We start from the raw sequence: 23,685 nt of genomic DNA, 5'->3' as shown, positions 1-23,685 counted from the left end.
AATGCCTGAATATAACTATATCCGGGATGGCGACGCGATCTATGAGCGTTCCTTTGCGATCATTCGCGAGGAGGCGGACCTCTCCGCCTTTACCGACGCGCAGGCGGAAATCGCCGTCAGGATGATCCATGCCTGCGGCGCGGTGGATGCCGCCCGGCATTTTTCCTTCTCGGCCGATTTCGTCACGGCTGCGCGCAGCGCCTTGCAGAGCGGCGCCCCGATCTTCTGCGATGCAGAGATGGTTGCCAACGGCGTCACGCGTGCGCGTCTGCCTGCCGCAAACGAAGTGATCTGCACCCTGCGCGACCCGCGGACCGCGGAGATCGCAGCGGAGATCGGCAACACGCGTTCGGCGGCTGCACTCCGCCTGTGGGGCGACCGGATCGCTGGCTCAGTCGTTGCGATCGGCAATGCGCCCACGGCCCTCTTCTTCCTGCTCGAAATGCTGCGGGACGGAGCGCCGAAGCCTGCTGCAATCCTCGGCATGCCGGTCGGCTTTGTCGGCGCGATGGAATCGAAGGACGCGCTTGCCGAGAATTCCTACGGAGTGCCTTTCGCCATCGTCCGAGGTCGGCTGGGCGGCAGTGCGATCACTGCGGCAGCCGTCAACGCGCTTGCGAGGCCAGGCCTATGAGCACCGCCGCAAAGGGGCGCCTCATAGGCGTCGGCACAGGTCCCGGCGACCCCGACCTCCTAACAGTCAAGGCGGTGAAGGCCATCGAAGCCGCTGATGTCATTGCATATTTTGCCAAGCAGGGAAGAAGCGGCAACGGCCGCGCCGTCGTCGAGCACCTGCTGAACCGGGACGTGATCCTGCTGCCGCTCTATTATCCGGTCACCACCGAAATCGGCAAGGACGAGGAGGCCTACCGCAGCCAGATCACCGCCTTCTATAACGCCTCCGCGGAACTTGTTTCCGGCCATCTCGATGCCGGGCGAACGGTCGCGATCCTGAGCGAGGGCGATCCGCTCTTCTACGGCTCCTACATGCACCTGCATGTGCGCCTCGTCGGGCGCTATTCGGCCGAAGTCATTCCCGGCATTACCGCAATGTCCGGCTGCTGGTCTCTTGCAGGGGTGCCGATCGTGCAGGGGGACGACGTGCTCTCCGTCCTGCCGGGCACGATGGCCGAGGCGGAACTTGCGCGCAGGCTGCGCGACACGGAAGCGGCCGTCATCATGAAGGTCGGTCGCAATCTTCCGAAGATCCGCCGCGCGCTGGAAGCCGCGGGACGGCTCCGCCAGGCAATCTATGTCGAGCGCGGCACGATGGAAAACGGCGCGATGACACGGCTTGTCGAAAAGGCCGATGGAGACGCGCCCTATTTCTCGCTGATCCTCGTTCCGGGCTGGGAGGGCAGGCCATGAGCGGTCGTCTCTATGTCATCGGCACCGGCCCCGGCAATCCATCCCAGATGACCCCGGAAGCCCAGGCAGCGGCGGCGCAGGCAACCGAGTTCTTCGGTTACGGCCCTTATGTCGATCGCCTGTCGCTGCAGCCGGGGCAGGTGCGGCATGTGTCGGATAACCGCGAGGAGCTTGCCCGCGCGAAGGCTGCCTTGGAACGTGCCGCCGCCGGAGCCACTGTATGCGTCGTTTCGGGCGGAGATCCGGGCGTCTTCGCCATGGCTGCCGCGGTCTGCGAGGCGATCGACAATGGTCCGGATACCTGGCGCGAGATCGACCTCGTCGTCGTCCCCGGGATCACGGCCATGCTTGCCGTCGCCGCGCGGATCGGTGCGCCGCTCGGCCACGATTTCTGCGCAATCTCCCTATCGGATAATCTAAAGCCTTGGAATATCATAGAAAAACGGCTTCTTCTAGCTGCCGACGCAGGACTGGTGATTGCGCTCTATAATCCCATCAGCAAGGCGCGTCCATGGCAGCTCGGCAGCGCCTTTGAAATCCTGCGCACGGTTCTTCCTTCCGAAACGCCCGTCATTTTCGGCCGTGCAGCGGGCCGTCCGGACGAGCAGATCGCCGTTTTCTCACTCGGCAGCGCCGAAGCCTCGGCCGCCGATATGGCGACGTGCGTCATCATAGGATCGGCCGAAACGCGCGTCATCAGCCGGGGTACAAGGCCCGATCTCGTCTATACGCCACGCTTTGCTGCGGGAAAGGCGACCTGATCGACATGGCGAAGCGCTGCAGCGACACTATCCACGGCTTCCATGTTCGCGGGGAGCGCCCGCCTTATCATGACGACCTCGATACCGAGTTCGCGCGCCGCCTCGATCTTGGCATAGGTTGCGTCCCCACCACTGTTCTTGGCGACGATTACCTCGATGCCATGTTCGGTAAGCAGCCTCTTCTCGTCTTCGAGATGGAAGGGGCCCATCGAGAGAACATAGGAGACCCGCTGCAATTGCAGGGGCGGGTCGACCGGATCGACGCTGCGCACGAGATAGTCGTGCTGGGGAGCGGCATTGAAATGATGGGCTTCCTGCCTGCCGATCGCCAGGAAGACGCGCCGTGGCGAAGCGCCGAGCGCCTTCACCGCCTCCGGCATGTCCGCAACCGAAATCCATCGATCGCCCGAGACACTTTCCCAGGCGGGACGGCGCAGCGCGAAGCCGGCAATGCCAGTCTTGGCGACCGCCTCCGCCGCATTGGCGGAAATTCGCGGGGCAAATGGATGGGTCGCATCGACCAGCAGTTCGATGCCTTCCTGTACGATGAAGCGCGCAAGCCCGTCGGCGCCGCCGAAACCGCCGCTTCGAACCGGAACGGGGTGGGGCAGAGGGGTCGCGGTGCGGCCGGCCAAAGAGAGCAGCACGTCGAGTTCGGCGCGCCCAGCCAAGGCCTCGGCGAGCTTCCGCGCCTCCGTCGTACCACCCAGTATCAGAATGCGGTTCCTGCCCATGTCTGAGATATCTTCATCTTCCACGCAGCGCTGGCTCACTCTTATCGGTCTCGGCGAGGACGGTCCAGACGGTCTAGGTGACGAGGCCAAGCGGCTGATCGCCGCCGCACCCATTGTTTTCGGCGGCGAGCGCCACCTGCAGCTGGTCGGACCATTGCTGAACGGAGAGGCCCGTCGCTGGCTCAGTCCCTTCGAGAAATCGATCGAGATCATCCTTGCAAGGCGCGGCAAGCCCGTGGTCGTGCTGGCATCGGGCGATCCCTTCCTCTTCGGCGTCGGGGCCACGCTCAGCCGTCATGTTTCAGCCGCCGAGATGCATGTCCTGCCGGCACCATCGGCTTTCAGTCTTGCAGCTTCGCGCCTCGGCTGGCCGCTGCAGGACGTCACGACCATCTCGCTGCACGGGCGTCCGCTCGATCTGATCCGTCCGCACCTGCATCCGGGCCGAAAGATCCTTGCCCTGACTTCTGATGGGGAAGCCCCAGGGCTGCTCGCTGAACTGCTCACGACCTCCGGCTTCGGTCAGTCTACGCTAACGGTTCTCGAGGCGCTTGGCGGTCCGAACGAGCGGATCACCACGCAAAAAGCTGCGGATTTTGCCGCAAGCGGTCTCAACACCCTCAACGTCTGCGCGATCGAGATCAGGGCAGGGGAGGGGGCACGCATCCTGCCTCTCGCCTCCGGCCTCGATGATAGGCTCTTCGAACATGATGGTCAGCTGACCAAGCGGGAAATTCGCGCGATCACTCTTTCGACGCTCGCCCCGCGACGCGGCGAGTTGCTCTGGGATATCGGCGCTGGTTCGGGCTCGATCGGCATCGAATGGATGCTCGCCGATCCGTCGCTTCGTGCAGTTGCTATCGAAGCGGTGCCTGAACGGGCAGTGCGCATCGCCCGCAATGCTGCGCTCTTCGGCGTTCCGGGCCTGCAGGTCGTGGAAGGAGAGGCGCCGCGAGCGCTGGAAGAACTGGCCACTCCGGATGCGATCTTCATCGGGGGAGGCGGCAGTGATGCCGGCGTCGTTGATGTTGCAATTGCGGCACTGCGGAGCGGGGGCCGGCTCGTCGCCAGTGCGGTAACGACCGAGATGGAGGCAATGCTGCTTCGCCTGCACACCGAGCTTGGCGGCTCTCTGATCCGCATCGATATAGCAAGGGCATCCCCCGTCGGCACGATGACTGGCTGGCGGCCGGCGATGCCGGTGACGCAATGGTCCTGGACCAAACCCTAAGAAGAAAAAGACGGAGAAGACGACATGACGGTGCATTTCATCGGCGCGGGACCGGGTGCTGCAGATCTTATCACGGTGCGCGGCAGGGATCTGATCGGCAGATGCCCCGTCTGCCTCTATGCCGGCTCCATCGTTTCTCCTGAACTGCTGCAATATTGCCCGCCCGGCGCGCGCATCATCGACACCGCGCCGATGTCGCTCGACGAGATCGAAGCCGAGTATCTCCGTGCCGCAGACGCCGGCGAGGATGTGGCGCGGCTCCATTCGGGCGATCTCTCCGTCTGGAGCGCCGTTGCCGAACAGATCCGCCGGCTGGAGAAGCTCGGCATTGCCTATACGATGACGCCCGGGGTGCCCGCCTTTGCTGCGGCGGCCTCACTGCTCGGCCGCGAACTCACCATCCCGGCCGTCGCCCAAAGCCTCGTCCTGACGCGCGTGTCCGGTCGCGCCTCGCCCATGCCGAACGACGAGACTCTGGAGAAATTCGGCGCCACCGGCGCGACGCTCGCCATACACCTCGCGATCCATGCGCTCGGCCAGGTCGTACAAGAGCTGACGCCGCTCTATGGCGCGGATTGCCCTGTCGCGATCGTCGTCAAGGCCTCCTGGCCGGACGAGCGTGTCGTCAGGGGCACACTCGCCGACATCGAAGCGAAGGTCGCCGCAGAGCCGATCGAGCGAACCGCCATCATCTTTGTCGGGCCTTCGCTTGCTGCCGCCCATTTTCGCGAGAGTTCGCTCTACGATCCTGCCTATCAGCGCCGTTTCCGCGGCCGCGAATAGAGCTCCCCGCATTGCAATCGGGGCCGGAATTGCCTCTACTTGACACGGCAATCCGCAACGCTCGCCAAAGGAGATCACCATGCAGCGCATCACCGTTACCATCGACGACGATCTGCTGGAGGTCATCGACAGGATCAGTGAACAGCGCGGTTATGCCAGCCGCTCCGAGGCCCTGCGCGACCTGGTACGTGACGCGACCACGCGGGAGCTCGCAGCCGCGGATGGCAAGACGCCATGTTACGCAACGCTTACCTATGTCTACGAACACGAAACCCGCGATCTTTCCCGCCGGCTGACCAGCTCGCAGCATCACCATCATGACCTTTCGGTCTCGACGCTGCATGTGCACGTCGACAACCAGGATTGTTTGGAGGTCGCAGTGCTGAAAGGCTCGGTCGCCGAGGTAAAGTCCTTTGCCGACAGCGTCGTCACCCAGCGTGGCGTACGCTTCGGGAATCTGCATATCATCCCATCCGAACCCGCCGCGGACGGAAACGACGCGTCTCACGGACATCACCACTCTTGAGACGAGGCGAGGAGCCCCAAGCACTGACGTCCGCCGCGAAAAAGGCCCGCCGAAGCGGGCCCTTTCGAAATCGGATTGCTTCTGGGGACGTCAGACGATCCCGGTCAGGATCCCGACGCCAGCGATAGCCGCAATGCCGCCGGCGGAGCGCGCGAGGAGCGGACCGAAGCGGCCGCTGCTCTGGCCGATTGCAAAGCCGAGGCCGATGCCGACAGCATGCAGAAGCGCCGTCGCAATCATGAAGCCCGCCGCATAGGTCAATCCGCCGGCGTTTTCAGGCATCTCCGCCCCATGCGCGTGACCGTGGAAGATCGCGAACATGCCGACGATGCCCATTGCCACGGCGACCGGCGCCTTGATGTTCAGCGCGACGATCGCTCCGAGGACAATCACGGAAAGAGCGATGCCGATTTCGACGAAGGGCACCGGAATCCCGGCAACGCCGAGACCGCCGCCCAGAGCCATGACGCCCACAAAGGTCAACGGCACGAGCCACAGCGCGCGGCCGCCGAGCTGGAAGGCGAAGATGCCGACCATCACCATGGCGAGCACGTGGTCGAGGCCGCCGATCGGATGCATGAAGCCATGCGCGAAACCGCTCGTCTCGCCGATGCCTGTGTGGGCGAAGGCGGCGGTCGGCGAGAGCAACGCCAGTGCCGCAAGTGAAGTTCTGATCATTCTCGAAGCCATCGTCCTCATCCTCTTCGTTGCAGTCGGCGCACCGGCCATATCTCGCAACAATTACTGACATAGGCGCGAGTATGAGGAAATGGGTAATTTTGCGTACGCGGCTGTTTATTTAGACAGCGCCATCCATCGTCCATTTGTTAGGCAAACGGGTCGGTGCACGCACCGGCACGATGTCGGTCTGCCAATCAATCAGATAAGGATCGAGAGCCGAGAGCGCATGAGCTCCATGCTCCCCTTCAGCGCAGCCGCAGGCTTCTCGAGCGCATGGACCTCAGGCGCGAACGGTTCGAACGAGAAGGGGCCGCTGTAGCCCGCCTTGACCAGCGCCTCCATCTGCCCGGCATTGTCGAGCCGGTCGTTCTCGTCGACCAGGACCCGGTGCGGATCGCGCATGTCCGAAACGGTCACACGCGGATCGTTGACGCCGGAAATGTGGACGAGCCCGGTAAGCTCAGGGAAAATCGGCGCCTCGCCGGCAAGGTGATGATGGAAGGTGTCGTGCACGAGCTTGAAGGTCGATTGCGCACCAAGCTGCTCGATGGCATCCGCCGCCTCAGTCTTCGAGCGCAGCGAGCAGATCTCGAAGCCGAGCGGCTCGACGAGGCCCATGATGCCGGCTTCATCGAGCATGGGCTTCAGCGCCGCAAGCGACTGGCGCAGATTGGCCTGCCGCTCGCCGTCCGCCAGGCCCGTGCCGTCGTTCTTCGGAACAAGCACCAGCGCCCTCGCGCCGCAATCGCGCGCATAGGCGATCAGCTCAGCCGCCTCCCTTGCCCTTGTCTCGTTCCATTCGTTGAAGCGCTGCAGGGCATTGATCGAGATGATCGTCACGCCATTCTGCGCAGCCAGCGCCTTGATCTCGGATGCCGGCGTCCCGTCAAGAATGGCGTTGCCCTCGAGGTCGTTGCGAATCTCGACGGAATTGATGCCGAGCGACTTCGCGAGCGCAAAGAAATCCGCGACGGGCAGGGACGGCGCGCACATGTGATTAAGGGCAAAACGAACGGCACTCATTATCGGTATCTCCTCCTGGGCCGCGGGGGACGCGGCAGACTGCTGCTGCATGCCTACTGAAATTCGCGGACGCGATCCATGCCCGGCGCTGCCTCTATCACATCATCGCTGATAGAAAACCCGGCCGCATGATAGAATTCCCTCATGCCTGCGCACCCTGTTCTAGATATTCTCCGAGATGAATATGTCGAAGGGAAGGAATGTCTGGCCGGGCACGTCGGGCTGTCCCTCCTCGATGACGGCGATCATGAGGCGGACAGCTTCCGCCGCGAGCTGCGCAACCGGTGTGGAAATTGCCGCCGTGGCTATCTCATCGACAAGCGCCTGCCGGCTCTCCTGCGTCAGCTCGTTCACGACGACTGCAAGCTCGCCCGCGCGGCCCTCTTCGCGAAGTGCGGCGATCGCTCCTTCCATCCCGCCGCCACAGGGATAGAGGCCGACCAGGTCCTTATGCTGTTGAAGCAGGTTGATGGTCGCTTCGTGGGTGATCTCCGAAGTATCGAGATTGACCATCGTCTCGAGCACCTCGAACTCCGGCGCATTCTCGCGGAAATACGAGCGAAAGCCGATCTCGCGCATTTCATGTCCCTGGAAGCGGTGGCTGCCCACAAAGCATGCGATCTTGCCGGGGCGCCGGGCCGCCTTCGTGACAATCCAGGCGGCTGTCCTGCCGACCTTGCGATTATTGAGGCCGATATAGCCGGCGCGAACTCCGGCGGCAAAGTCGGACAGAAGCGAGAAGACGGCGATGCCTCGCTCTCTCAGTTCCTCGACGACCGCGCTTACGCCTGGATAATCGGGTGCCACGAGGCCGATCGCCTGATTGCGGGCGGCAAGCGCGCGCAGCTTCTCCCCGATGATGGCGGGCGTCGACGTCCCGGTGAAATCGATCTGGCACGTCACGCGGGCTCGCTCGGCCTTGCTGCAGGCATCCGTGAAGGCGGCCGAAAGATTCTGGTAGAACGCCTGGTCGCCTTTCTGCAGCAGAAAACCGAGCCGATAGTGCGGGAGGTCCTCGAAGACGCGCTGGCGCAGGAGGCCGACAGCGTGATAGCCGATCGCCTGTGCGGCATCATAGACCCGCCGCGCCGTTTCCTCGCGCACGCGATGGCGCCCGTTGAGCACCCTGTCGATCGTCGCAACGCTGACACCCGAGGCCTTGGCCAGATCGGCGATGGTTGGTCTGCGCATCGGCTTTCCCTGATGGCATTACATCACGTATGAAACCGTGTGGTGATGTGTTTTGATAGATTCTATCATTCATGCATTGAGCATCGCAGAAAGTCAACCTATTCTCACCTCACATCGAGGAGGCGGCCTGCGCCGAGGGAGAGGTCCATGACATCACGTTCGCTGAAGCGCGACTACAGCCTGCTCGGCCCGAGCGGCCGTGCGGCTGTCGAAAAGGGACTTGCGGCAGCACAGTGGTATCACACGGAGATTCCGCGCAAGGAGATGAAGGCGCTGATGCAGCGGTCCGATGGCGCGGCGATCCGCGATACGGCCATCTGGCTCGGCAGCATGGCCGTCCTTGCAGGATTGGGCATCTATTTCTGGGGCAGCTGGTGGTGCGTGCCGTTCTTCCTAGCGTACGGCGTCCTCTACGGCTCGGCCTCGGATAGCCGGTGGCATGAATGCGGCCATGGCACTGCCTTCAAGACGCGCTGGATGAACGACGCCGTCTACGAGATCGCCTGCTTCATGATCATGCGCAATCCGGTCACCTGGCGCTGGAGCCACACCCGCCACCATACGGATACCGTCATCGTCGGCCGCGATCCCGAGATCGCCGTCATGCGTCCGCCCGATCTGGTCCGCCTTGTCCTTAACTTCTTCGGCATCATCGATGTGACCTATGCGATGATCGACATGGTGCGCAATGCGGCTGGCGTCATCAGCGCCGAGGAAAAGACCTTCATTCCGGAAATGGAGCAACCGCGAACGATCCGTGTCGCCCGCATCTGGTTCGCGATCTACGTCGCGACGGTCGCCCTTGCCATCTACATGGGCTCCGTCCTGCCGCTCGTGCTCATCGGGCTGCCGCGCCTCTACGGCGCCTGGCATCACGTGCTCACCGGCCTCCTGCAGCATGGCGGGCTTGCCGACGATGTCATCGACCATCGCCTGAACAGCCGCTCGGTCTACATGAACCCGGTCAGCCGCTTCATCTACTGGAACATGAACTACCATGTGGAGCATCACATGTTTCCGATGGTGCCCTATCACGCGCTGCCGCGGCTGCACGCCATGATCAAGCACGACCTGCCGGCCGCCAATCCATCGATCTGGTCTGGCTACCGCGAAATGATGCGGGCCTTCCTGCGGCAGCTGCGCAACGAAGACTATTTCCTGAAGCGCGAACTTCCGCCGACGGCAAGACCCTATCGCGAGGAGTTCCACAGCGAACTCGCCACGGCCGCGCAATAGCACCAGCAGGACACAACAATCGAGGGAGGAAGACATGAGTGGAAACTGGATCGCGGTTTGCGCGGCGGACGAGATCGACGAGGAGGACGTCATCCGCTTCGACCACGCAGGACGGACCTTTGCCGTCTACCGCAGCCCGGACGACGAGTATTTCGCGACCGATGGGCTCTGCACGCACGAGCACGTCCATCTTGCCGATGGCCTGGTGATGGACGAGATCATCGAATGTCCCAAGCACAACGGTCGCTTCGACTACCGCACAGGGGAAGCGAAGGCGGCGCCGGTCTGCGTCGACCTGAAGACCTACCCCGTCAAGGTCGAAGACGGTTCCGTCTTCATCTCTCTCTAGGACGCCGCCATGTCTCACTTCATGATCATCGGAGCGGGGGAATGTGGAGCGCGTGCAGCTTTCGCTCTCCGCGAAAATGGCTTCGAAGGCGACATCACTCTCGTCGGTGACGAACCCATCACGCCTTACGAACGCCCGCCGCTCTCCAAAGCCGGGCTCAAGGGATCCGACCAGCCGAAATTCATCGTCGAGCGCGAGCGCTACGATGAAGAAGGCATTCGCCTCATTCTCGGGGCGGGAGCGAGGGATCTCGACACCAGGGGAAACAGGGTGACGCTGACGGACGGACGCAGCCTCAGCTACGACAAGCTGCTGCTGGCGACCGGCGCGATCGCGAGGCCATTCCCGGGCGTCGCCGGCGGCGCCGGCCGCATCCGCTCGCTGAGAAACCACGCCGACGCCCTGGCCTTCGGCGAATTGCTGCGCGAAGGCAGCCATATCGCCATTGTCGGCGGTGGCTTCATCGGCCTTGAGCTTGCCGCAACGGCACGAAAGGCGGGTGCCGACGTGACGGTCATCGAGGGCCTGCCGCGGGTCTTGAAACGGGGCGTGCCGGAGGAAATCGCCGAGGTCATCACCGAGCGCCATCGCGCAGAAGGCGTCGATATCCGCTGCGAGGTCTCCATCTCCTCCCTGGAGGAGACAGCGGAGAAGGCGACGGTTCGCCTGGCGAGCGGGGGCACGGTCGAAGCCGACCTCGTCATCGTCGGCATCGGCGCATTGCCCAACACGGACCTGGCGGAGCGGGCCGGCCTGGTGATCGAAAACGGCATTGCCGTCGACGAATATCTGAGGACTTCGGTGCCGGATGTTTTTGCCGCCGGCGACTGCTGCTCCTTCCCGATGCCGCTTTACGGCGGCAGGCGGATGAGGCTCGAATCCTGGCGCAACGCGCAGGTACAGGGCGTGCTTGCGGCCGCCAACATGCTTGGCGAGCACGAGCCCGTCTCCGCCGTCCCGTGGTTCTGGTCCGATCAGTACGACATGACGCTCCAGATTGCCGGCCTTGCCGACGGCGCGACGACGACGCTGCGGCGCGATGTGGGGGAGGGGGCGTTCCTGCTCTTTCATCTCGATGAAGCGGGCCGGCTACTGGCCGCAAGCGGCATCGGACCGGGAAATGCGGTAGCTCGCGACATCCGTCTTTCCGAAATGCTCATTGCCGCACGAGCCCGTCCTGATCCCCAGGCGCTGGTCGCCAGCGATGTGAAGCTCAAGTCTCTGCTGGCAGCCTGACAGATCTCTCGCTTGCCTGCCGCGCCATGAGGAAGACAGACATGAAGAAACACTCCCGCCCCACGGTCGCCGACCTTCTCTCCCTCAAGGGCAAGCGCCAGCTGACGATGCTGCGCGTGACGACGCTCGATGAGGCGGCCGCGGCCGAGCAGGCAAAGATCGACATGGTGTCGGTGCCGCCGTCACTGCTCGGGCCGGAGTTCCGCGAGGCCGCGCCGTCGGTCTTTGCCTTTCCGGGGCTGGAATATGGGGACTTCGTCACCGCAGAAGAATACATGCGCGCCGCCTTCGTGGCGCTGAAGGCCGGCGGTGACGCGGTGTATTGCGCGGCGGGTCTCCAAACCGTTCGCCGTATGCGCGACGAAGGCATTCCCGTCTGCGGCCATGTCGGGCTCATCCCCTCCAAGGCGACCTGGACCGGAGGCTTCCGCGCCGTCGGCAAGACATTTGCGAGCGCGCTGGAGGTCTGGCGCCAGACGAAGGCGCTCGAAGAGGCAGGCGCCTTCGCGGCGGAGATAGAGGTCGTGCCGGGCCATGTTGCCGCGGCGATCAGCGCACGCACCTCCATGCTGATGCTGTCCATGGGCGCCGGCAGCGGCTGCGACGCGCAATATCTCTTCGCTGAGGATGTGCTTGGCGCAAATCGCGGTCACTACCCGCGCCATGCGAAAGCCTACCGCAATTTCGCGGCCGAGTACGAACGCCTGCAGCAGGAGCGGGTCGCTGCCTTCGGCGAGTTCGTCGAGGATGTGAGATCCGGCGTCTATCCCGGCGCGCAGCATGGCGTCTCGATCGAGCGCACCGAACTCGATGCATTCCTCCAGCATCTGGAGGCGGACGGCCGCCAGGGCAGAGCCGGATTTCACTCTCTGCGTCAGCCGGACATACTGGCGGAAACTACCTTACTGTGCGACCCTGAGGCGACACACAAGGAGAAGCAGAATGAAACTGGCAGCTATATCCGGCAGCCTTCGCAAGAAATCGTTCAACACCGCGCTGCTGCACACAGCGGTCGAGCTTGCGCCACAAGGGGTCGAAATCGTTGCCGAGACGATACACGGCGTACCGCTCTATGACGCGGATGTCGAAGCAAGCGAAGGCATCCCGCCCAAGGTCGCGCTGCTCAAGGATCTGATCGCCGGCGCCGACGGCCTCATCCTTTTCACCCCGGAATACAACAATTCCATGCCGGGCGTCTTCAAGAATGCCGTCGACTGGCTGAGCACACCCTCGGACGACGCCGACCGCGTATTCAAGGGCAAGCCGGTGGCGCTTGCCGGCGCTTCCCGGAGCGGCTTCGGAACCATTCTCAGCCAGAATGCCTGGCTCTCCGTGCTCCGCACGCTGAAGACCGATACCTGGTTCGAGGGACGGCTCATGATCTCGCGCGCGCAAACCGTTTTCGACGCGGATGGAAAACTCACCGACGAGAAGACACGCCAGAACCTTTCCGACTTTATCGAGGGCTTCGCCGCCTATGTGGCAGGCCGCCGGCAGGGATGAGCCCTGCCGACGACGGCGTCCTCAAAGCCTTCGAGCGACTGTCGCCTCAGGCGAGCTGGTAGCGTGGCGCCGGCTTGGTGCGCGACAGGTAGGGTTTCAGTGCCTGGCGGGCACTCTCGAACGCATCCCACTGCGCATCGTCCGGCAGCGACGGAACGGTGACGAACTCGCCCTGATCCAGGCCGGCCAGCGCGGCGTCGACCATGTCTTCGGCCGGCATCACGATCTCCTGCGGCAGGTTCTGAACGCCTCCGGCTGCGATGTCCCAGAATTCTGTGGCCGTTGCGCCGGGCACGACGACCTGGACACGGATATTCTTGTCGGCGAGTTCGTGCTTCAACGACTGGCTGAAGACAAGGACAAAGGCCTTGCTGCCGCCATAGACGCCGTTGAGGATTTCGGGCGCAACCGCTGCAATCGAGGCGATATTGACGATCGTGCCGCCACCGCGTGCCACGAGGCCCGGAACCGCGGCATAGGTCAGACGCATCAGAGCGACGACGTTGAGGTCGATCATGTCCTCCATCGTCTCGATGTTCGAGGCGAGCAGGGGGGTGCTGCCGCCAAAGCCGGCATTGTTGACCAGCACGGTAATGCTGGCGTCGCTGCGCAGTATGTCTTCCACGCGGGCGAGATCGGCCTTGCTGCTGAGATCGGCGGCGACGGTCTTCACCGACCGACCCGTCTCGGACGTCACCCTTGCTGCGACAGCGTCGAGGCGCTCCTTGTTGCGTGCGACCAGGATGAGGTCATATCCACGCTTCGCAAGGCGATCAGCATAGATCGCACCGATACCGGTCGAGGCTCCGGTGATGAGGGCCGTACCCTTGTGTTCGATAGTCATTGTCTTGCTCCATGATGGCAACGGCAACGCGCCGTTCGTCTTGAGGCAATTATTACCTCCTCTTGCAAATGTCACAAATGACGTATATGCAACGTTTTAGGACATCGCGGAGTTGACACATGCAGCGCATCGCACTCTTGCTGTATCCGGGCTTCCAGGTCATGGCGCTCGCAGCAATCTCCGTTTTCGAGTTTGCCAACCTCGCCGTCGGGGAGACTGCGTACGAGGTGAGTTTTCTTTCGGAGACGGGCGGCCCCATCAGAAGTTCGGCCGGGCTGGTCGTCGAGACGACGCCGTTTCACGATCCGACCTTCGACACGGTCCTCGTCGCCGGCGGTCCGGGCGTCGTCATCCCGAGCGAGGGACTTCAAGCCTTCGTCCAGCAGGCCTTGGCTTCGTCGCGCCGGCTCGCGGCTATCTGCACGGGAGCCTTCGTGCTCGCGGAAGCGGACATACTGAACGGTCGGCGCGCAACCACCCATTGGGCCGCCGCACGCAACATGAAGACGCGCTTTCCCAAGATAAAGGTCGAGGAGGACCGAATCTTCATCGTAGACGGATCGGTATGGACCTCGGCCGGCATGACGGCCGGCATCGATCTCACGCTGGCAATGGTGGAAAATGACCTTGGACCGGACGTCGCCCGCGACGTCGCCAGAAACCATGTCGTCTATCACCGCAGGGCCGGGGGACAGTCACAGTTTTCTACCCTGCTCGAGCTCGATGCCAAGTCGGACCGCATCCAGAACGCACTCGACTATGCGAAGCGCAATCTTCAGACTCCGCTTTCCGTCGAACAATTGGCGGAGGCCGCCAATCTCAGCCCGCGGCAGTTCAGCCGCGCCTTCAGCGCGGAGACGGGCCAGTCGCCGGCCAAGGCAATCGAGAGCCTGCGGGTGGAGGCGGCCCGGCTGCTGATGGAACAGGGGCGCCATTCCATCGACGTCATCGCCCGTGAAACCGGCTTTGCCGATCGCGAAAGGATGCGCCGGGCCTTCCTGCGCGCCTTTGGCCAGCCACCGCAGGCGATGCGCAGGAACGCGCGTGCGTCTACTGAGGCTTGATGCTGCTCGGTGACTAGCCGCCGATCGTGATCTGCAATTTCACGTCGGCCGGACGTCCCTCGGCGGCGCGCTCGAATGCCTTGATCGAATCCTCGAAGCGGAAAGTCTCCGAGATCAGCGGCTTCAGATCCACGCGCCCGGAGCCAAGAAGAGCGATCGAGCGCTCATACTGGTGCGCATAACGGAAGACCGTCTCAATGCGGATTTCCTTGGTCGTGGCGGTCGAGACGTCGAAACCAACAGGTGCGACCGGCAGTCCGACGGCAACGATGACGCCGCCCGGCCGCGGCAGCTCCATCACGGTTTCCCAGGCCTTCGGTGAGCCCGAGCATTCGAAGATGGCGTCGGCACCCCAGCCATCGGTGAGGCGAGCAATCTCTTCGGCAAGGTTCTTCTCCCTGATGTTCACCGGGATCACGCCCTGATAACGGGCGGCGATATCGAGCTTCGGCTGCGCAAGATCGGCCACGACCACGCGAGCGCAACCGCCTGCAAGCGCGGCGATCGCAACCATGGTGCCGATCGGGCCAGCGCCGAGCACGACCGCAGTATCGCCAGGAGCAATCCTTGCCTTGGTCGCCGCCTGCATGCCGACGGCAAAGGGTTCTACCATCGCCCCTTCGGCAAAACTCACATTATCAGGCAGCTTGAAGGTGTAGTTCGCCGGATGAACGACGTATGGGGTGAGAACGCCATGGATCGGCGGCGTTGCCCAGAAGGTCACTGCCGGGTCGACATTATACATGCCAAGCCGGCTGGCTTTCGAATTCGGATCGGGAATGCCGGGCTCCATGCAGACCCTGTCACCCACCTTCAGATGCGTCACGCCCTCGCCAACCTCGACGACCGTGCCGGCCGCTTCATGCCCGAGCACCATCGGCTCGTTGACGATGAAGGGACCGATGCGGCCGTGGGTGTAGTAGTGCACGTCCGAGCCGCAGACGCCGACCGTGTGGATCTTGATCTTCACCTGGCCGGGCCCCGTTTCGAGCGGCAGATCGATATCACGCAGGGCCAGCTCATGCTGGCGTTCGAGGACAAGGGCACGAACCTTGGTCATTATACTCTTCCTTCATTTCCGGGCTGCGCTGCACTCGCGGGAGCGAGCGACGTGTTCAGGGACCAATCTATAGTCCTGTCGGCGGCCAACTCAACGGGCTTCTATGGCGGCTTTGTGACCCGGGACGAAGACGCCTCAAAACAAACAGCCCGTCCACGGAACGCGGACGGGCTGTCACGATCAACTTGACGACGCCGCGCCTCTCCCTGGAGAGACGCCGCAGCCGAACGTGTCTGCTCAGTTCTTGACCGTGTCCTCGAGGAAGAAGCGGCCCAGCGGGTTCTGGTAGAAGTTGTCGATGTTCTTGCGCGCGACGTTGATGTAGGGGCTGTAGTAGAGGTCGATCCAGTTGACGTCGTCCTTCGCCATCTTCTGCAGGTCGACATACATCTGCTCGCGCTTGGCCGGGTCGAGTTCCAGGCGCGCCTTGGCGACCAGATCTTTCACGGCCTCGTTCTTGTAGTTGGTCGAGTAGTTGTTGTTGGAGTCGTGGCCGAGGACGAAGGTCGTCTTCTGGTCCGGATCGAGAATGTCGTTGGTCCAGTAGTTGACCGAGATGTCGTAGTCGCCGGCAACCGTCATGTCCCACTGCTGGCTGGGGTCAACCTTCTGCAGGTTGGCTGTGATGCCGGCCTTGGCAAGCTGCTGCTGCATCAATACGGCGGTCTGCTCGTCCACTTCGTCTCCGGCGCGCAGCAGATAGTTCAGCGTGAGGTTCGAGACGCCTGCGTCAGCCAGCATCTGCTTGGCCTTCTCCGGATCGTAGGGGCGCTGCAGGTTGTCGGCATAGTGGTAGAGCGCACCCTTCGGAATATAGGAATTTGCGATCGTTCCCTGGCCGAATGTCACTGCGTCGACGATCGCCTTCTTGTCGATTGCGAGATCAAGGGCCTCGCGAACCTCCTTCTTGCCGAGATCGCCATGGGCATGGTTGATGAGAAGGTGATCCTCGCGCGTCGAGGGGTCGATCAGCACGGTAAGGTTCGCATCCTTCTTCAGTTCCTCGACACGAGAGAAGGGCACGAAGATCGCCGCGTCAAGCTGGCCGGCCTGGACGTTCAGCATGCGCGTATTGTCGTCAGGCACCGAGATCCACTCGACGCCGTCGAGCTTCACCCGGTCCGCCTGCCAGAAATTCGGGTTCTTCTTCAGGATCACGCGATCGCCGCGGCGCCATTCGTCGACGACGAAGGCACCGGACGCGATCGGCTTTTCGCCATAGGCGTCGGAGCCCATGGATTCCATTCCGGCCTTGGAGATCACCGAAGCGTTCGGCAGCGCCAGCGTCGAAAGGAAGGGCGCGGAGGGGTTCTTGAGCGTGATCGTCAGCGTATGCGGATCGGTCGCGACCGCCGTGTCGATCACCTTGTAGGAATCGCTCCAGAGCGAACCTTCGTCGTCGCGGATGCGCAGCAGGCTATAGGCGGCGTCTTCGGCCGTCAGCGATGAGCCGTCGGAGAATTTCGCATCGCGGATCTTGAAGGTGTAGGTCAGTCCGTCATCCGACGTTGTCCAGCTTTCGGCAAGGCCCGGCTCAAGCTTGGTGCCGGTCTTGTCGACGCGGATCAGCACGTCGTAGACGTTGGAGAATACCCAGTTGTCGATGTTCTGGGCCGTCTTGATCGGATCGAAGGTCGTCGAATCCTCGCGACGGCCGATGGTCAGAACGCCCGCTGCCTCGGCATAGCTTGCGCTGAGCGTGAGGCCGGCGAGCAGTGCCGCGAGCCCGATTGATTTCCACCTGTTTGTCATTTGTTCGTTCCCTTCTTTGTTATGGCATGCGTTTGATGGGATGGACCCGCATCGATAGCGGGTCTTCCGCCGGGCTCGCCCCACCGAGCAACGGCTTGTCCGGATCGATGTCGGGAATGGCGGCGATCAGGGCCGCCGTGTAGGGATGCTTCGGCTGCGCGAAGACCTCCTCGGAGCGGCCCTCCTCGACGATCTCGCCGCGATACATGACGACGACGCGTTCGCAGAGATTGCGAACGATCGCGAGGTCATGGGCGATGAAGATCAGCGTCAGCTTCATCTTCTCGGTCAACTCGCGGAAGAGGTCGATGATCTGCGCCTGGATGGTGACGTCGAGGGCGGCCACGCATTCATCGGCGATGATGAGCTTCGGATCGACCGCCAGCGCCCGCGCGATACCGGCGCGTTGGCACTGGCCGCCGCTCATGCTGCGCGGCTTGCGGCCCGCGAATTCACGCTCGAGGCCCACGAGGTCGAGAAGCTCGTCGATACGCGCCGGGATCTTCGCCGACGCGACCTTCCCCTGCACCTTCAAGACCTCTGAAAGCATCTGGCCGATGGTCAGCCTGGGGTTCAGCGCATTGTATGGATCCTGGAAGACCATTGCCGTCTCGCGCCTGAGCTTGGCGAGGCCCGCATTCTTCTGCTGGGCGAGATCGATCCCGTCGAAGGTCACATGGCCAGAGGATATCGGCGTCAGCCCGAGCACGGCGCGGGCAAGCGTGCTCTTGCCGCTGCCGGATTCCCCGACGACGCCGACCGTATCGCCCGGCATGACCTGCATACTGACGCCGGAGACGGCGCTGACCATCTTCGCACCACTGCCCTTGAAAAGACTGCCACCGGCGTTGAAGCGCACATGCAGGTCGTCGATCTCCAGCAGCGGCTTCACCGGCGCAGTAGGCACGGCGACTTCCCGCACCGGCGCCGGCGTCTCGTCCGGCATCGAGGGGTGGCTGTTGATGAGGCTGATCGTATAGGGGTTCTGTGGCCGGCTGAGGATCGCCCGCTTCGGGCCCTGCTCCAGAAGCTTGCCGCCGCGCATCACGGCAATGCGGTCGCAGGTCTGGGCGACGATGCCGAGATCGTGGGTGATGAGGATGATCGACAGTCCTCGCTTGTCGCGGATCTCGGTCAGAAGCTTGAGGATCTGTGCCTGGATGGTTACGTCCAGCGCCGTCGTCGGTTCGTCGGCGATCAGGATCTTCGGATTGCAGGAGAGCGCGACGCCGATCATCGCGCGCTGGCGCATGCCGCCGGAGAACTCATGCGGATAGCTAGCGTACTGGCGCACCGGATCGGGAAAGCCGACCTGTCCGAGGATCTCGATCGCCGCAGCGCGCGCTTCGCGGGCACTCAGCCCCTGATGGTAGCGGATGCCCTCGGCGATCTGGTCGCCGACGCGCATGACGGGATCGAGATGGCTGGTCGGATTCTGGAAGATCATGCCGATCTCGCCGCCACGTACGTCCAGCATCTCGGCATCGCTGACCGCCGTCAGGTCGCGGCCTTCGAGCAGGATCGTGCCGCTCTCGATCTTCAGCAGCGAAGAGGGGAGGAGCCGCACCAGCGAGCGGCAGAGCAGGCTCTTGCCCGAGCCGCTTTCCCCGACGAGGCCGAGGATCTCGCCCTTGGCGAGGTCGAGCGAGACGCCGTCGATCAGTGTGCGGGTTTCGATATCGAGATGTGCCTTGACGGTAAGATCGCGGACGGACAGCACGGAGGCACTCATTCGTGAACTCCGAGAAGTTCGCCGAGCGCATCGCCCAGCATGCTGAAACCGAAGGCGAGGCAGACGATCGACAGGCCAGGGAAGAGCGTGATCCACCAGGCCGTGGTGATGAAGCTCTGCCCCTCGGCCACCATGATGCCCCATTCGGCCAAGGGCGGCTGCACGCCGAGGCCGAGATAGCTGACAGCCGCGCCACTGAGCAGCACCAGCGTCGCGTCCGACATGGAAAAGACGATGGAGCCGGCAATCGCATTCGGCAACAGGTGGCGGAACATGATGCGAGGGCGGCTGAAACCGAGACTGACGGCGGCGACCGCATAGTCGCTGCTCTTCAGCACCAGCATCTGCGCCCGGATCAGCCGCGCATAGGAAACCCAGCCGACCAGTGCGATGGCGATGTAGAAGCTGCCGAGGCCTGGCCCAAGAATCGCGATGATCGAAAGCATCAGCACGAGGAAGGGGAAGGCAAGGATGATATCGACGAGCCGCATGAAGAGCGCATCGACGATGCCGCCGAAGAAGCCGGCGATGGTGCCGACCGTCGTGCCGATGAGAAACGGGAACAAGACGCCGATGATGGCGATCTGCAGGTCGATGCGCGCACCCCAGATGACACGGGAGAGGATGTCGCGGCCGAAATTGTCAGTTCCGAACGGATGGAGCAGCGATGGCGCATGCAGGCGCGCATCGGCATTCTGCAGGATCGGGTCATAGGGCGCGACGATCGGCGCTGCAAGCGCCAGGAAAAAGAAGAAGAGCAGGATGCCTGCGCCGATGGTGAGCGTCAGCCGCTTGCTGAAAAACCTGCGCCAACTCACGGAGGTGGGAGCGATCGCCTCGACGCTCATAGCTTCACCCTGGGATCGACGGCGACGGTGACGATATCGGCGATGAAATTGACGAGCACGGTCGCGCAGGCAAAGACCATCGCGACACCCTGCACCACCATGTAGTCGCGCGAGAAGATCGCACGCACCAGGAGCTGGCCCATGCCGGGCAGGGCAAAGACGCTTTCGACGACGACCGTACCGCCGATCAGCCACCCGATGTTGACGGCGAGCAGATTGATCGTCGGCACCAGGGAGTTCGGCAGCACGTGCCGCCAGAAGACGATGCTCTCCGGCATGCCGCGGGCGCGCGCCGCCGTCGCGACGTCGGATTTCAAGGACTCGATCATCGCAGCCCTCAGGCTGCGGGTCAGCACGGTGGAAAGCGACAGCGCCACGGTCAGGCTCGGCAGTATGAGATGCAAGAGCTTGTCGCCGAAGGACGTGCCATAGCCCGAGACCGGCAGGATGCCGAGCTCGACGCTGAAAAGGATGATCAGCATCAACCCGAGCCAGAAGGGCGGGAAGCCGATGCCGAAGGTCGAGACGATGCGTACCGCATGATCAGGTGCCCGACCCGCATTGCGCGCGGCGATTGCCGACATCGGCACTGCGATCAAAATGGAAAGGATGACGCTGGTGACGACCAGTGCGACCGTCGGCTCTATGCGTGTGACGATCAGCTTCAGCACGTCGATCTTGTAGAGGATCGACTTGCCCATCTCGCCGTTTGCGAGGTTCTTCAGGAAGTAGAAATATTGCAGCCACATCGGCTGGTCGAGGCCATACTGGGCGCGGATATTGGCAAGTGCCGTCGGCGTGGCGCGCGTGCCAAGGATGTTGCGCGCCGGATCGCCGGGGATCAGTCGCACCAGGATGAAGGTGATGACGCTGATGCCGAAGATCACCGGCAGGAACTGCACCGGCCGCGTCAGAACGAACTTATAGCGATGCATGGTGGCAATCGCCCCTCTGCCCTGGTCGAGTTTCGATCGCCTTACTTAGCATCAGCGCTCCCTGTGTCGTGAAAGGAAATCGAGGAGCGCCGGGTAATAGTCCTGCGGATTCTCATAGAACGGCATGTGGCTGGCATTTGCAAAAACCCTGAGCTCGGCATTTGGCAATGCAAGTTTCATGCGCAGTGCGCAGGCGGGCGTCAACTCGTCATGTTCGCCGGTGGTGATCAGGACGGGCATGGTCAGTCGCGGGAGGTCGGGAACGCGGTTCCAGTCCTTGAGATTGCCGATATAGAGGAACTCGTTCGGGCCCTGCATCGTCTCGTAGGGCCCCATGTTCCAGTCGTCGAGAGAACGACGCACCGGGGCCGGCCATTCCGGCAGGCGGCAGACATGGCGGTAGTTCAGGATGGTAACGGCGGCCAGATATTCCGGGTGGTTGTAGGTGCCCTGCGCCTCGTGCTTCTGCATCATTGCGACTGTTTCCGGGCCGAGCGCGGCCCGTAGCCGCTCCAGTTCGGAGATCAGGTGCGGCATGTCCGCCACCGTATCCTCCAGGATCAGCGTTCGAAGGTTCTCCGGATAGGTCAGCGCATAGTCGATCGCGAGCCATCCACCCCAGGAATGACCGAGCAGGTGCACTTTGCCGAGGCCGAGCGCTCTGCGCACCGTCTCCGTCTCTTCGACATAGCGGTCGATGGTCCACAGCTCCTTGTCTGTTGGCCGATCGGAATCACCCGTGCCAAGCTGGTCGAAGGCAACGACCCGATAGCCCTTGTCGATGAGGCAGGAATGCGCCTCGCGCAGATAATCACAGGGCAGGCCCGGTCCGCCGTTGAGGCAGAGAACGGTTTCGTCGCCGCGGCCGAAGCTGTAGGCGACCACCTTGTAGCCATCGACCTCGACCTCATATCGCGCGTCGGGCTGTATTTCACGCCACATTGACCTCTCCGGCAAAGATTCCGCTTGCTCAATAATTGGGCATGGCTAAATTTTTACCCCAAACCACGCCCTCCGCCAGCTATAAGAAGTGATAGGGTGCGGTTGCATGCGCAACCCCGGAGCCGCTTGATGCTAGACCAAATCGGAACAATCAGACGGCAGTTCACCGTCCACGAAACGCTGGACGGCCGCATCGACCACGCGTTCGACGCGATGAAGCGGATCGGCTTCGAGGCGTTGATCTACGACTACACGCCGGTACCCTACGACCTCGACGGCGAGATCATGATGCCGTCGCTGCTGAAGCTCCGGAACATCAGCGAGGACATGCACGACTACTGGTTCGACGCAGGCTATTTCAAGATCGATCCGGTGCAGCAGGTGGCGTTGCGGACATCCGCGCCGTTCTTCTGGGACTATAGCCTCGACGCCGACACACCGATCCGCCACTTCATGAGCGACGATACCGCCCCGGTGAGGCGCTATCTCAGCGAGCACGACATGCTGACCGGTGTCACGGTGCCGGTTCACATGCCACGCGGCGACTATGCGACCGTCACGGGCATTCGCTTCCGCGCCAATCGCGATTTCGAACGCCATGCCTTGCGTCATATCGCCGATTTTAACCTGCTCGCCCATGTCTTCCACGAGGCAGCCTTCGCCGTCTTCGATACGGAGACACGCGGCGTCGGCAAGGTCCGCCTCACCGAACGCGAGCGCGAGTGCCTGCGCTATTCGGCCGAGGGCTATTCCGCCAAGGAAATCTCCCGAATCATCGACCGCTCGGTACCGACCGTCGTCATGCATCTCAACGCGGCCGCCAAGAAGCTCGGCGCCAAGAACCGCACCCAGGCCGTGGTACGTGCCACGCACTACCGCCTGCTCGACGAGCGCTCATCCTATAAGTTGTGATAGCTGCATTCGCCGTTTCGACGCCGCTATGCTTTTCCATCATTGCCCCAGAAGATGGAGAGGTTCGTGGCTGCAGTCCCGACGAAGGAAGCCTATCTGCCCTTTCGCGAATACCGGACCTGGTATCGCATCACCGGCTCGCTCGACGGCGGAAAGCTGCCGCTTGTCGTCGCGCATGGTGGTCCGGGCTGCACCCATGATTATGTCGACAGCTTCAAGGGTATTGCCGAGCTCGATGGCCGCCCGGTCATCCACTACGACCAGCTCGGCAACGGCAATTCCACGCGCCTGCCGGAAAAGGAACCGGATTTCTGGACGCCGGCGCTCTTCCTGGCAGAACTCGACGCGCTGCTGACGCATCTCGGCATCCAGGATCGCTATGCCTTCCTCGGCCAGTCCTGGGGCGGCATGCTGGGCGCCGAACACGCGGTGCGCCAGCCCAAAGGGCTGAAGGCGCTCGTCATCGCCAATTCGCCGGCCAACATGTACACCTGGGTCGCCGAAGCGAACCGGCTGCGCGACGAACTTCCGCTGGAGGTCCAGGACACGCTCCTCAGGCATGAGGATGCGGGCACCATCACCGATCCGGAATATATCGCCGCCTCGCGCGTCTTCTACGATCGCCACGTCTGCCGCGTCGCCCCCTGGCCGCCGGAAGTGGCCCGCACCTTCGCCATCATGGACGAGGACAATACGGTCTATCGCAACATGAACGGCCCGACCGAGTTCCATGTCATCGGCACGATGAAGGACTGGACTATCGAGGATCGCCTGCACCTCATCGAGGCGCCGACGCTGCTGATCTCCGGCAAATACGACGAAGCGACCCCGCTCGTCGTCAAGCCCTATGTCGACAGCGTCAAGGACTGCGAATGGGTGCTCTTCGAGAATTCGAGCCACATGCCGCATGTCGAGGAGAAGGAACTCTGCCTGGCGACAGTTTCGAAGTTCCTGTCGCGGCACGATTGATTGAA

Annotated in this window: 24 protein-coding genes and 1 pseudogene; 14 read left to right on the top strand and 11 right to left on the bottom strand. The window is 62.9% G+C overall.

What is annotated here, in order from left to right:
- Position 1: 1 nt before the first annotated feature.
- The 3 genes from EV286_RS24640 to EV286_RS24630 are packed head-to-tail and all read left to right on the top strand — an operon-like array spanning position 2 to position 2,129.
- A complete protein-coding gene (locus tag EV286_RS24640) occupies positions 2–634 on the top strand; it encodes a precorrin-8X methylmutase (RefSeq protein WP_132959810.1) in 633 nt (210 codons plus the stop codon).
- Positions 631–1,368, top strand: coding sequence for a precorrin-2 C(20)-methyltransferase (locus tag EV286_RS24635; RefSeq protein ID WP_132959809.1), 738 nt, complete (start codon positions 631–633; stop codon positions 1,366–1,368). The genes EV286_RS24640 and EV286_RS24635 overlap by 4 nt, the downstream gene beginning before the upstream one ends.
- A complete protein-coding gene (locus EV286_RS24630) occupies positions 1,365–2,129 on the top strand; it encodes a precorrin-3B C(17)-methyltransferase (protein WP_132959808.1) in 765 nt (254 codons plus the stop codon). Before EV286_RS24635 ends, EV286_RS24630 begins: the two co-directional genes overlap by 4 nt.
- Here the strand turns inward: EV286_RS24630 and EV286_RS24625 are convergent.
- Positions 2,093–2,863 carry a cobalt-precorrin-6A reductase gene (locus tag EV286_RS24625; RefSeq protein WP_132959807.1) on the bottom strand — a complete coding sequence of 257 codons (771 nt, stop codon included), beginning with the start codon at positions 2,861–2,863 and terminating at the stop codon, positions 2,093–2,095. The genes EV286_RS24630 and EV286_RS24625 overlap by 37 nt on opposite strands.
- Between EV286_RS24625 and cbiE the strand changes: the two genes are divergently transcribed.
- The 3 genes from cbiE to nikR all read left to right on the top strand — a co-directional run bounded on the left by cbiE (position 2,862) and on the right by nikR (position 5,403).
- Positions 2,862–4,094 (top strand): precorrin-6y C5,15-methyltransferase (decarboxylating) subunit CbiE, encoded by a 1,233-nt coding sequence (cbiE, locus tag EV286_RS24620; protein ID WP_132959806.1) that lies wholly within the window; start codon positions 2,862–2,864, stop codon positions 4,092–4,094. The two genes, EV286_RS24625 and cbiE, sit on opposite strands and share 2 nt — an antisense overlap.
- A gap of 24 nt (positions 4,095–4,118) precedes the next feature.
- Positions 4,119–4,877 (top strand): precorrin-4 C(11)-methyltransferase, encoded by a 759-nt coding sequence (cobM, locus tag EV286_RS24615; RefSeq protein WP_132959805.1) that lies wholly within the window; start codon positions 4,119–4,121, stop codon positions 4,875–4,877.
- 79 nt (positions 4,878–4,956) lie between these two features.
- Positions 4,957–5,403: a nickel-responsive transcriptional regulator NikR gene (gene nikR, locus EV286_RS24610; protein ID WP_132959804.1), complete on the top strand. Its 447-nt coding sequence runs from the start codon at positions 4,957–4,959 to the stop codon at positions 5,401–5,403.
- 90 nt (positions 5,404–5,493) lie between these two features.
- On the opposite strand, the gene EV286_RS24605 is transcribed toward nikR, so the two are convergent.
- From EV286_RS24605 to EV286_RS24595, 3 genes are all read right to left on the bottom strand, one after another.
- Positions 5,494–6,093: a HupE/UreJ family protein gene (locus tag EV286_RS24605; protein WP_132959803.1), complete on the bottom strand. Its 600-nt coding sequence runs from the start codon at positions 6,091–6,093 to the stop codon at positions 5,494–5,496.
- 189 nt (positions 6,094–6,282) lie between these two features.
- Positions 6,283–7,107 (bottom strand): TIM barrel protein, encoded by an 825-nt coding sequence (locus tag EV286_RS24600; RefSeq protein ID WP_132959802.1) that lies wholly within the window; start codon positions 7,105–7,107, stop codon positions 6,283–6,285.
- 162 nt (positions 7,108–7,269) lie between these two features.
- Positions 7,270–8,298: a LacI family DNA-binding transcriptional regulator gene (locus EV286_RS24595; RefSeq protein ID WP_132959801.1), complete on the bottom strand. Its 1,029-nt coding sequence runs from the start codon at positions 8,296–8,298 to the stop codon at positions 7,270–7,272.
- A 147-nt stretch (positions 8,299–8,445) separates the two neighbouring features.
- On the opposite strand from EV286_RS24595, the gene EV286_RS24590 reads away from it, so the two are divergent.
- The 5 genes and pseudogenes from EV286_RS24590 to EV286_RS24570 all read left to right on the top strand — a co-directional run bounded on the left by EV286_RS24590 (position 8,446) and on the right by EV286_RS24570 (position 12,622).
- Positions 8,446–9,534: a fatty acid desaturase family protein gene (locus EV286_RS24590; protein WP_132959800.1), complete on the top strand. Its 1,089-nt coding sequence runs from the start codon at positions 8,446–8,448 to the stop codon at positions 9,532–9,534.
- A 34-nt stretch (positions 9,535–9,568) separates the two neighbouring features.
- A complete protein-coding gene (locus EV286_RS24585; protein WP_132959799.1) occupies positions 9,569–9,883 on the top strand; it encodes a MocE family 2Fe-2S type ferredoxin in 315 nt (104 codons plus the stop codon).
- Positions 9,884–9,892: 9 nt separating this feature from the next.
- Positions 9,893–11,119, top strand: coding sequence for an FAD-dependent oxidoreductase (locus EV286_RS24580; protein WP_132959798.1), 1,227 nt, complete (start codon positions 9,893–9,895; stop codon positions 11,117–11,119).
- A gap of 41 nt (positions 11,120–11,160) precedes the next feature.
- Positions 11,161–11,964: pseudogene (locus EV286_RS24575) on the top strand (3-methyl-2-oxobutanoate hydroxymethyltransferase); the annotation flags it as partial.
- Between the two features lie 97 nt (positions 11,965–12,061).
- Complete coding sequence (locus EV286_RS24570) at positions 12,062–12,622, top strand: NADPH-dependent FMN reductase (RefSeq protein WP_132959797.1); 561 nt, start codon at positions 12,062–12,064, stop codon at positions 12,620–12,622.
- Positions 12,623–12,668: 46 nt separating this feature from the next.
- Here the strand turns inward: EV286_RS24570 and EV286_RS24565 are convergent, their stop codons facing one another.
- Entirely contained in the window at positions 12,669–13,466 is a 798-nt protein-coding gene (locus EV286_RS24565) for an SDR family oxidoreductase (protein WP_132959796.1), read from the bottom strand.
- Between the two features lie 119 nt (positions 13,467–13,585).
- On the opposite strand from EV286_RS24565, the gene EV286_RS24560 reads away from it, so the two are divergent.
- The gene (locus tag EV286_RS24560) at positions 13,586–14,530 is read left to right on the top strand and encodes a GlxA family transcriptional regulator (protein WP_132959795.1); all 945 of its coding nucleotides are present in this window, start codon (positions 13,586–13,588) and stop codon (positions 14,528–14,530) included.
- 13 nt (positions 14,531–14,543) lie between these two features.
- Here EV286_RS24560 and EV286_RS24555 read toward each other — a convergent pair whose 3' ends face one another.
- The 6 genes from EV286_RS24555 to EV286_RS24530 all read right to left on the bottom strand — a co-directional run bounded on the left by EV286_RS24555 (position 14,544) and on the right by EV286_RS24530 (position 21,799).
- Positions 14,544–15,590: an NAD(P)-dependent alcohol dehydrogenase gene (locus tag EV286_RS24555; protein WP_132959794.1), complete on the bottom strand. Its 1,047-nt coding sequence runs from the start codon at positions 15,588–15,590 to the stop codon at positions 14,544–14,546.
- Between the two features lie 237 nt (positions 15,591–15,827).
- Positions 15,828–17,342 (bottom strand): ABC transporter substrate-binding protein, encoded by a 1,515-nt coding sequence (locus EV286_RS24550; RefSeq protein WP_132959793.1) that lies wholly within the window; start codon positions 17,340–17,342, stop codon positions 15,828–15,830.
- 19 nt (positions 17,343–17,361) lie between these two features.
- Entirely contained in the window at positions 17,362–19,074 is a 1,713-nt protein-coding gene (locus EV286_RS24545; protein WP_132959792.1) for an ABC transporter ATP-binding protein, read from the bottom strand.
- Positions 19,071–19,922: an ABC transporter permease gene (locus EV286_RS24540; RefSeq protein ID WP_132959791.1), complete on the bottom strand. Its 852-nt coding sequence runs from the start codon at positions 19,920–19,922 to the stop codon at positions 19,071–19,073. The genes EV286_RS24545 and EV286_RS24540 overlap by 4 nt, the downstream gene beginning before the upstream one ends.
- Positions 19,919–20,857, bottom strand: coding sequence for an ABC transporter permease (locus EV286_RS24535; protein WP_132959790.1), 939 nt, complete (start codon positions 20,855–20,857; stop codon positions 19,919–19,921). The genes EV286_RS24540 and EV286_RS24535 overlap by 4 nt, the downstream gene beginning before the upstream one ends.
- A gap of 51 nt (positions 20,858–20,908) precedes the next feature.
- Entirely contained in the window at positions 20,909–21,799 is an 891-nt protein-coding gene (locus tag EV286_RS24530) for a proline iminopeptidase-family hydrolase (RefSeq protein WP_132959789.1), read from the bottom strand.
- 129 nt (positions 21,800–21,928) lie between these two features.
- Here EV286_RS24530 and EV286_RS24525 point away from each other — a divergent pair, with 129 nt between their 5' ends.
- Both EV286_RS24525 and EV286_RS24520 read left to right on the top strand, forming a co-directional pair.
- The gene (locus EV286_RS24525; RefSeq protein ID WP_132959788.1) at positions 21,929–22,711 is read left to right on the top strand and encodes a LuxR family transcriptional regulator; all 783 of its coding nucleotides are present in this window, start codon (positions 21,929–21,931) and stop codon (positions 22,709–22,711) included.
- Between the two features lie 54 nt (positions 22,712–22,765).
- A complete protein-coding gene (locus tag EV286_RS24520) occupies positions 22,766–23,680 on the top strand; it encodes a proline iminopeptidase-family hydrolase (RefSeq protein ID WP_165932930.1) in 915 nt (304 codons plus the stop codon).
- The last annotated feature ends 5 nt before the right edge of the window (positions 23,681–23,685 follow it).

Source organism: Rhizobium sp. BK251, assembly GCF_004345245.1.
Lineage (GTDB): Bacteria > Pseudomonadota > Alphaproteobacteria > Rhizobiales > Rhizobiaceae > Rhizobium.
Note: the sequence above shows the minus strand (reverse complement) of the source record. Positions and strands in the feature narration are given on the sequence as shown.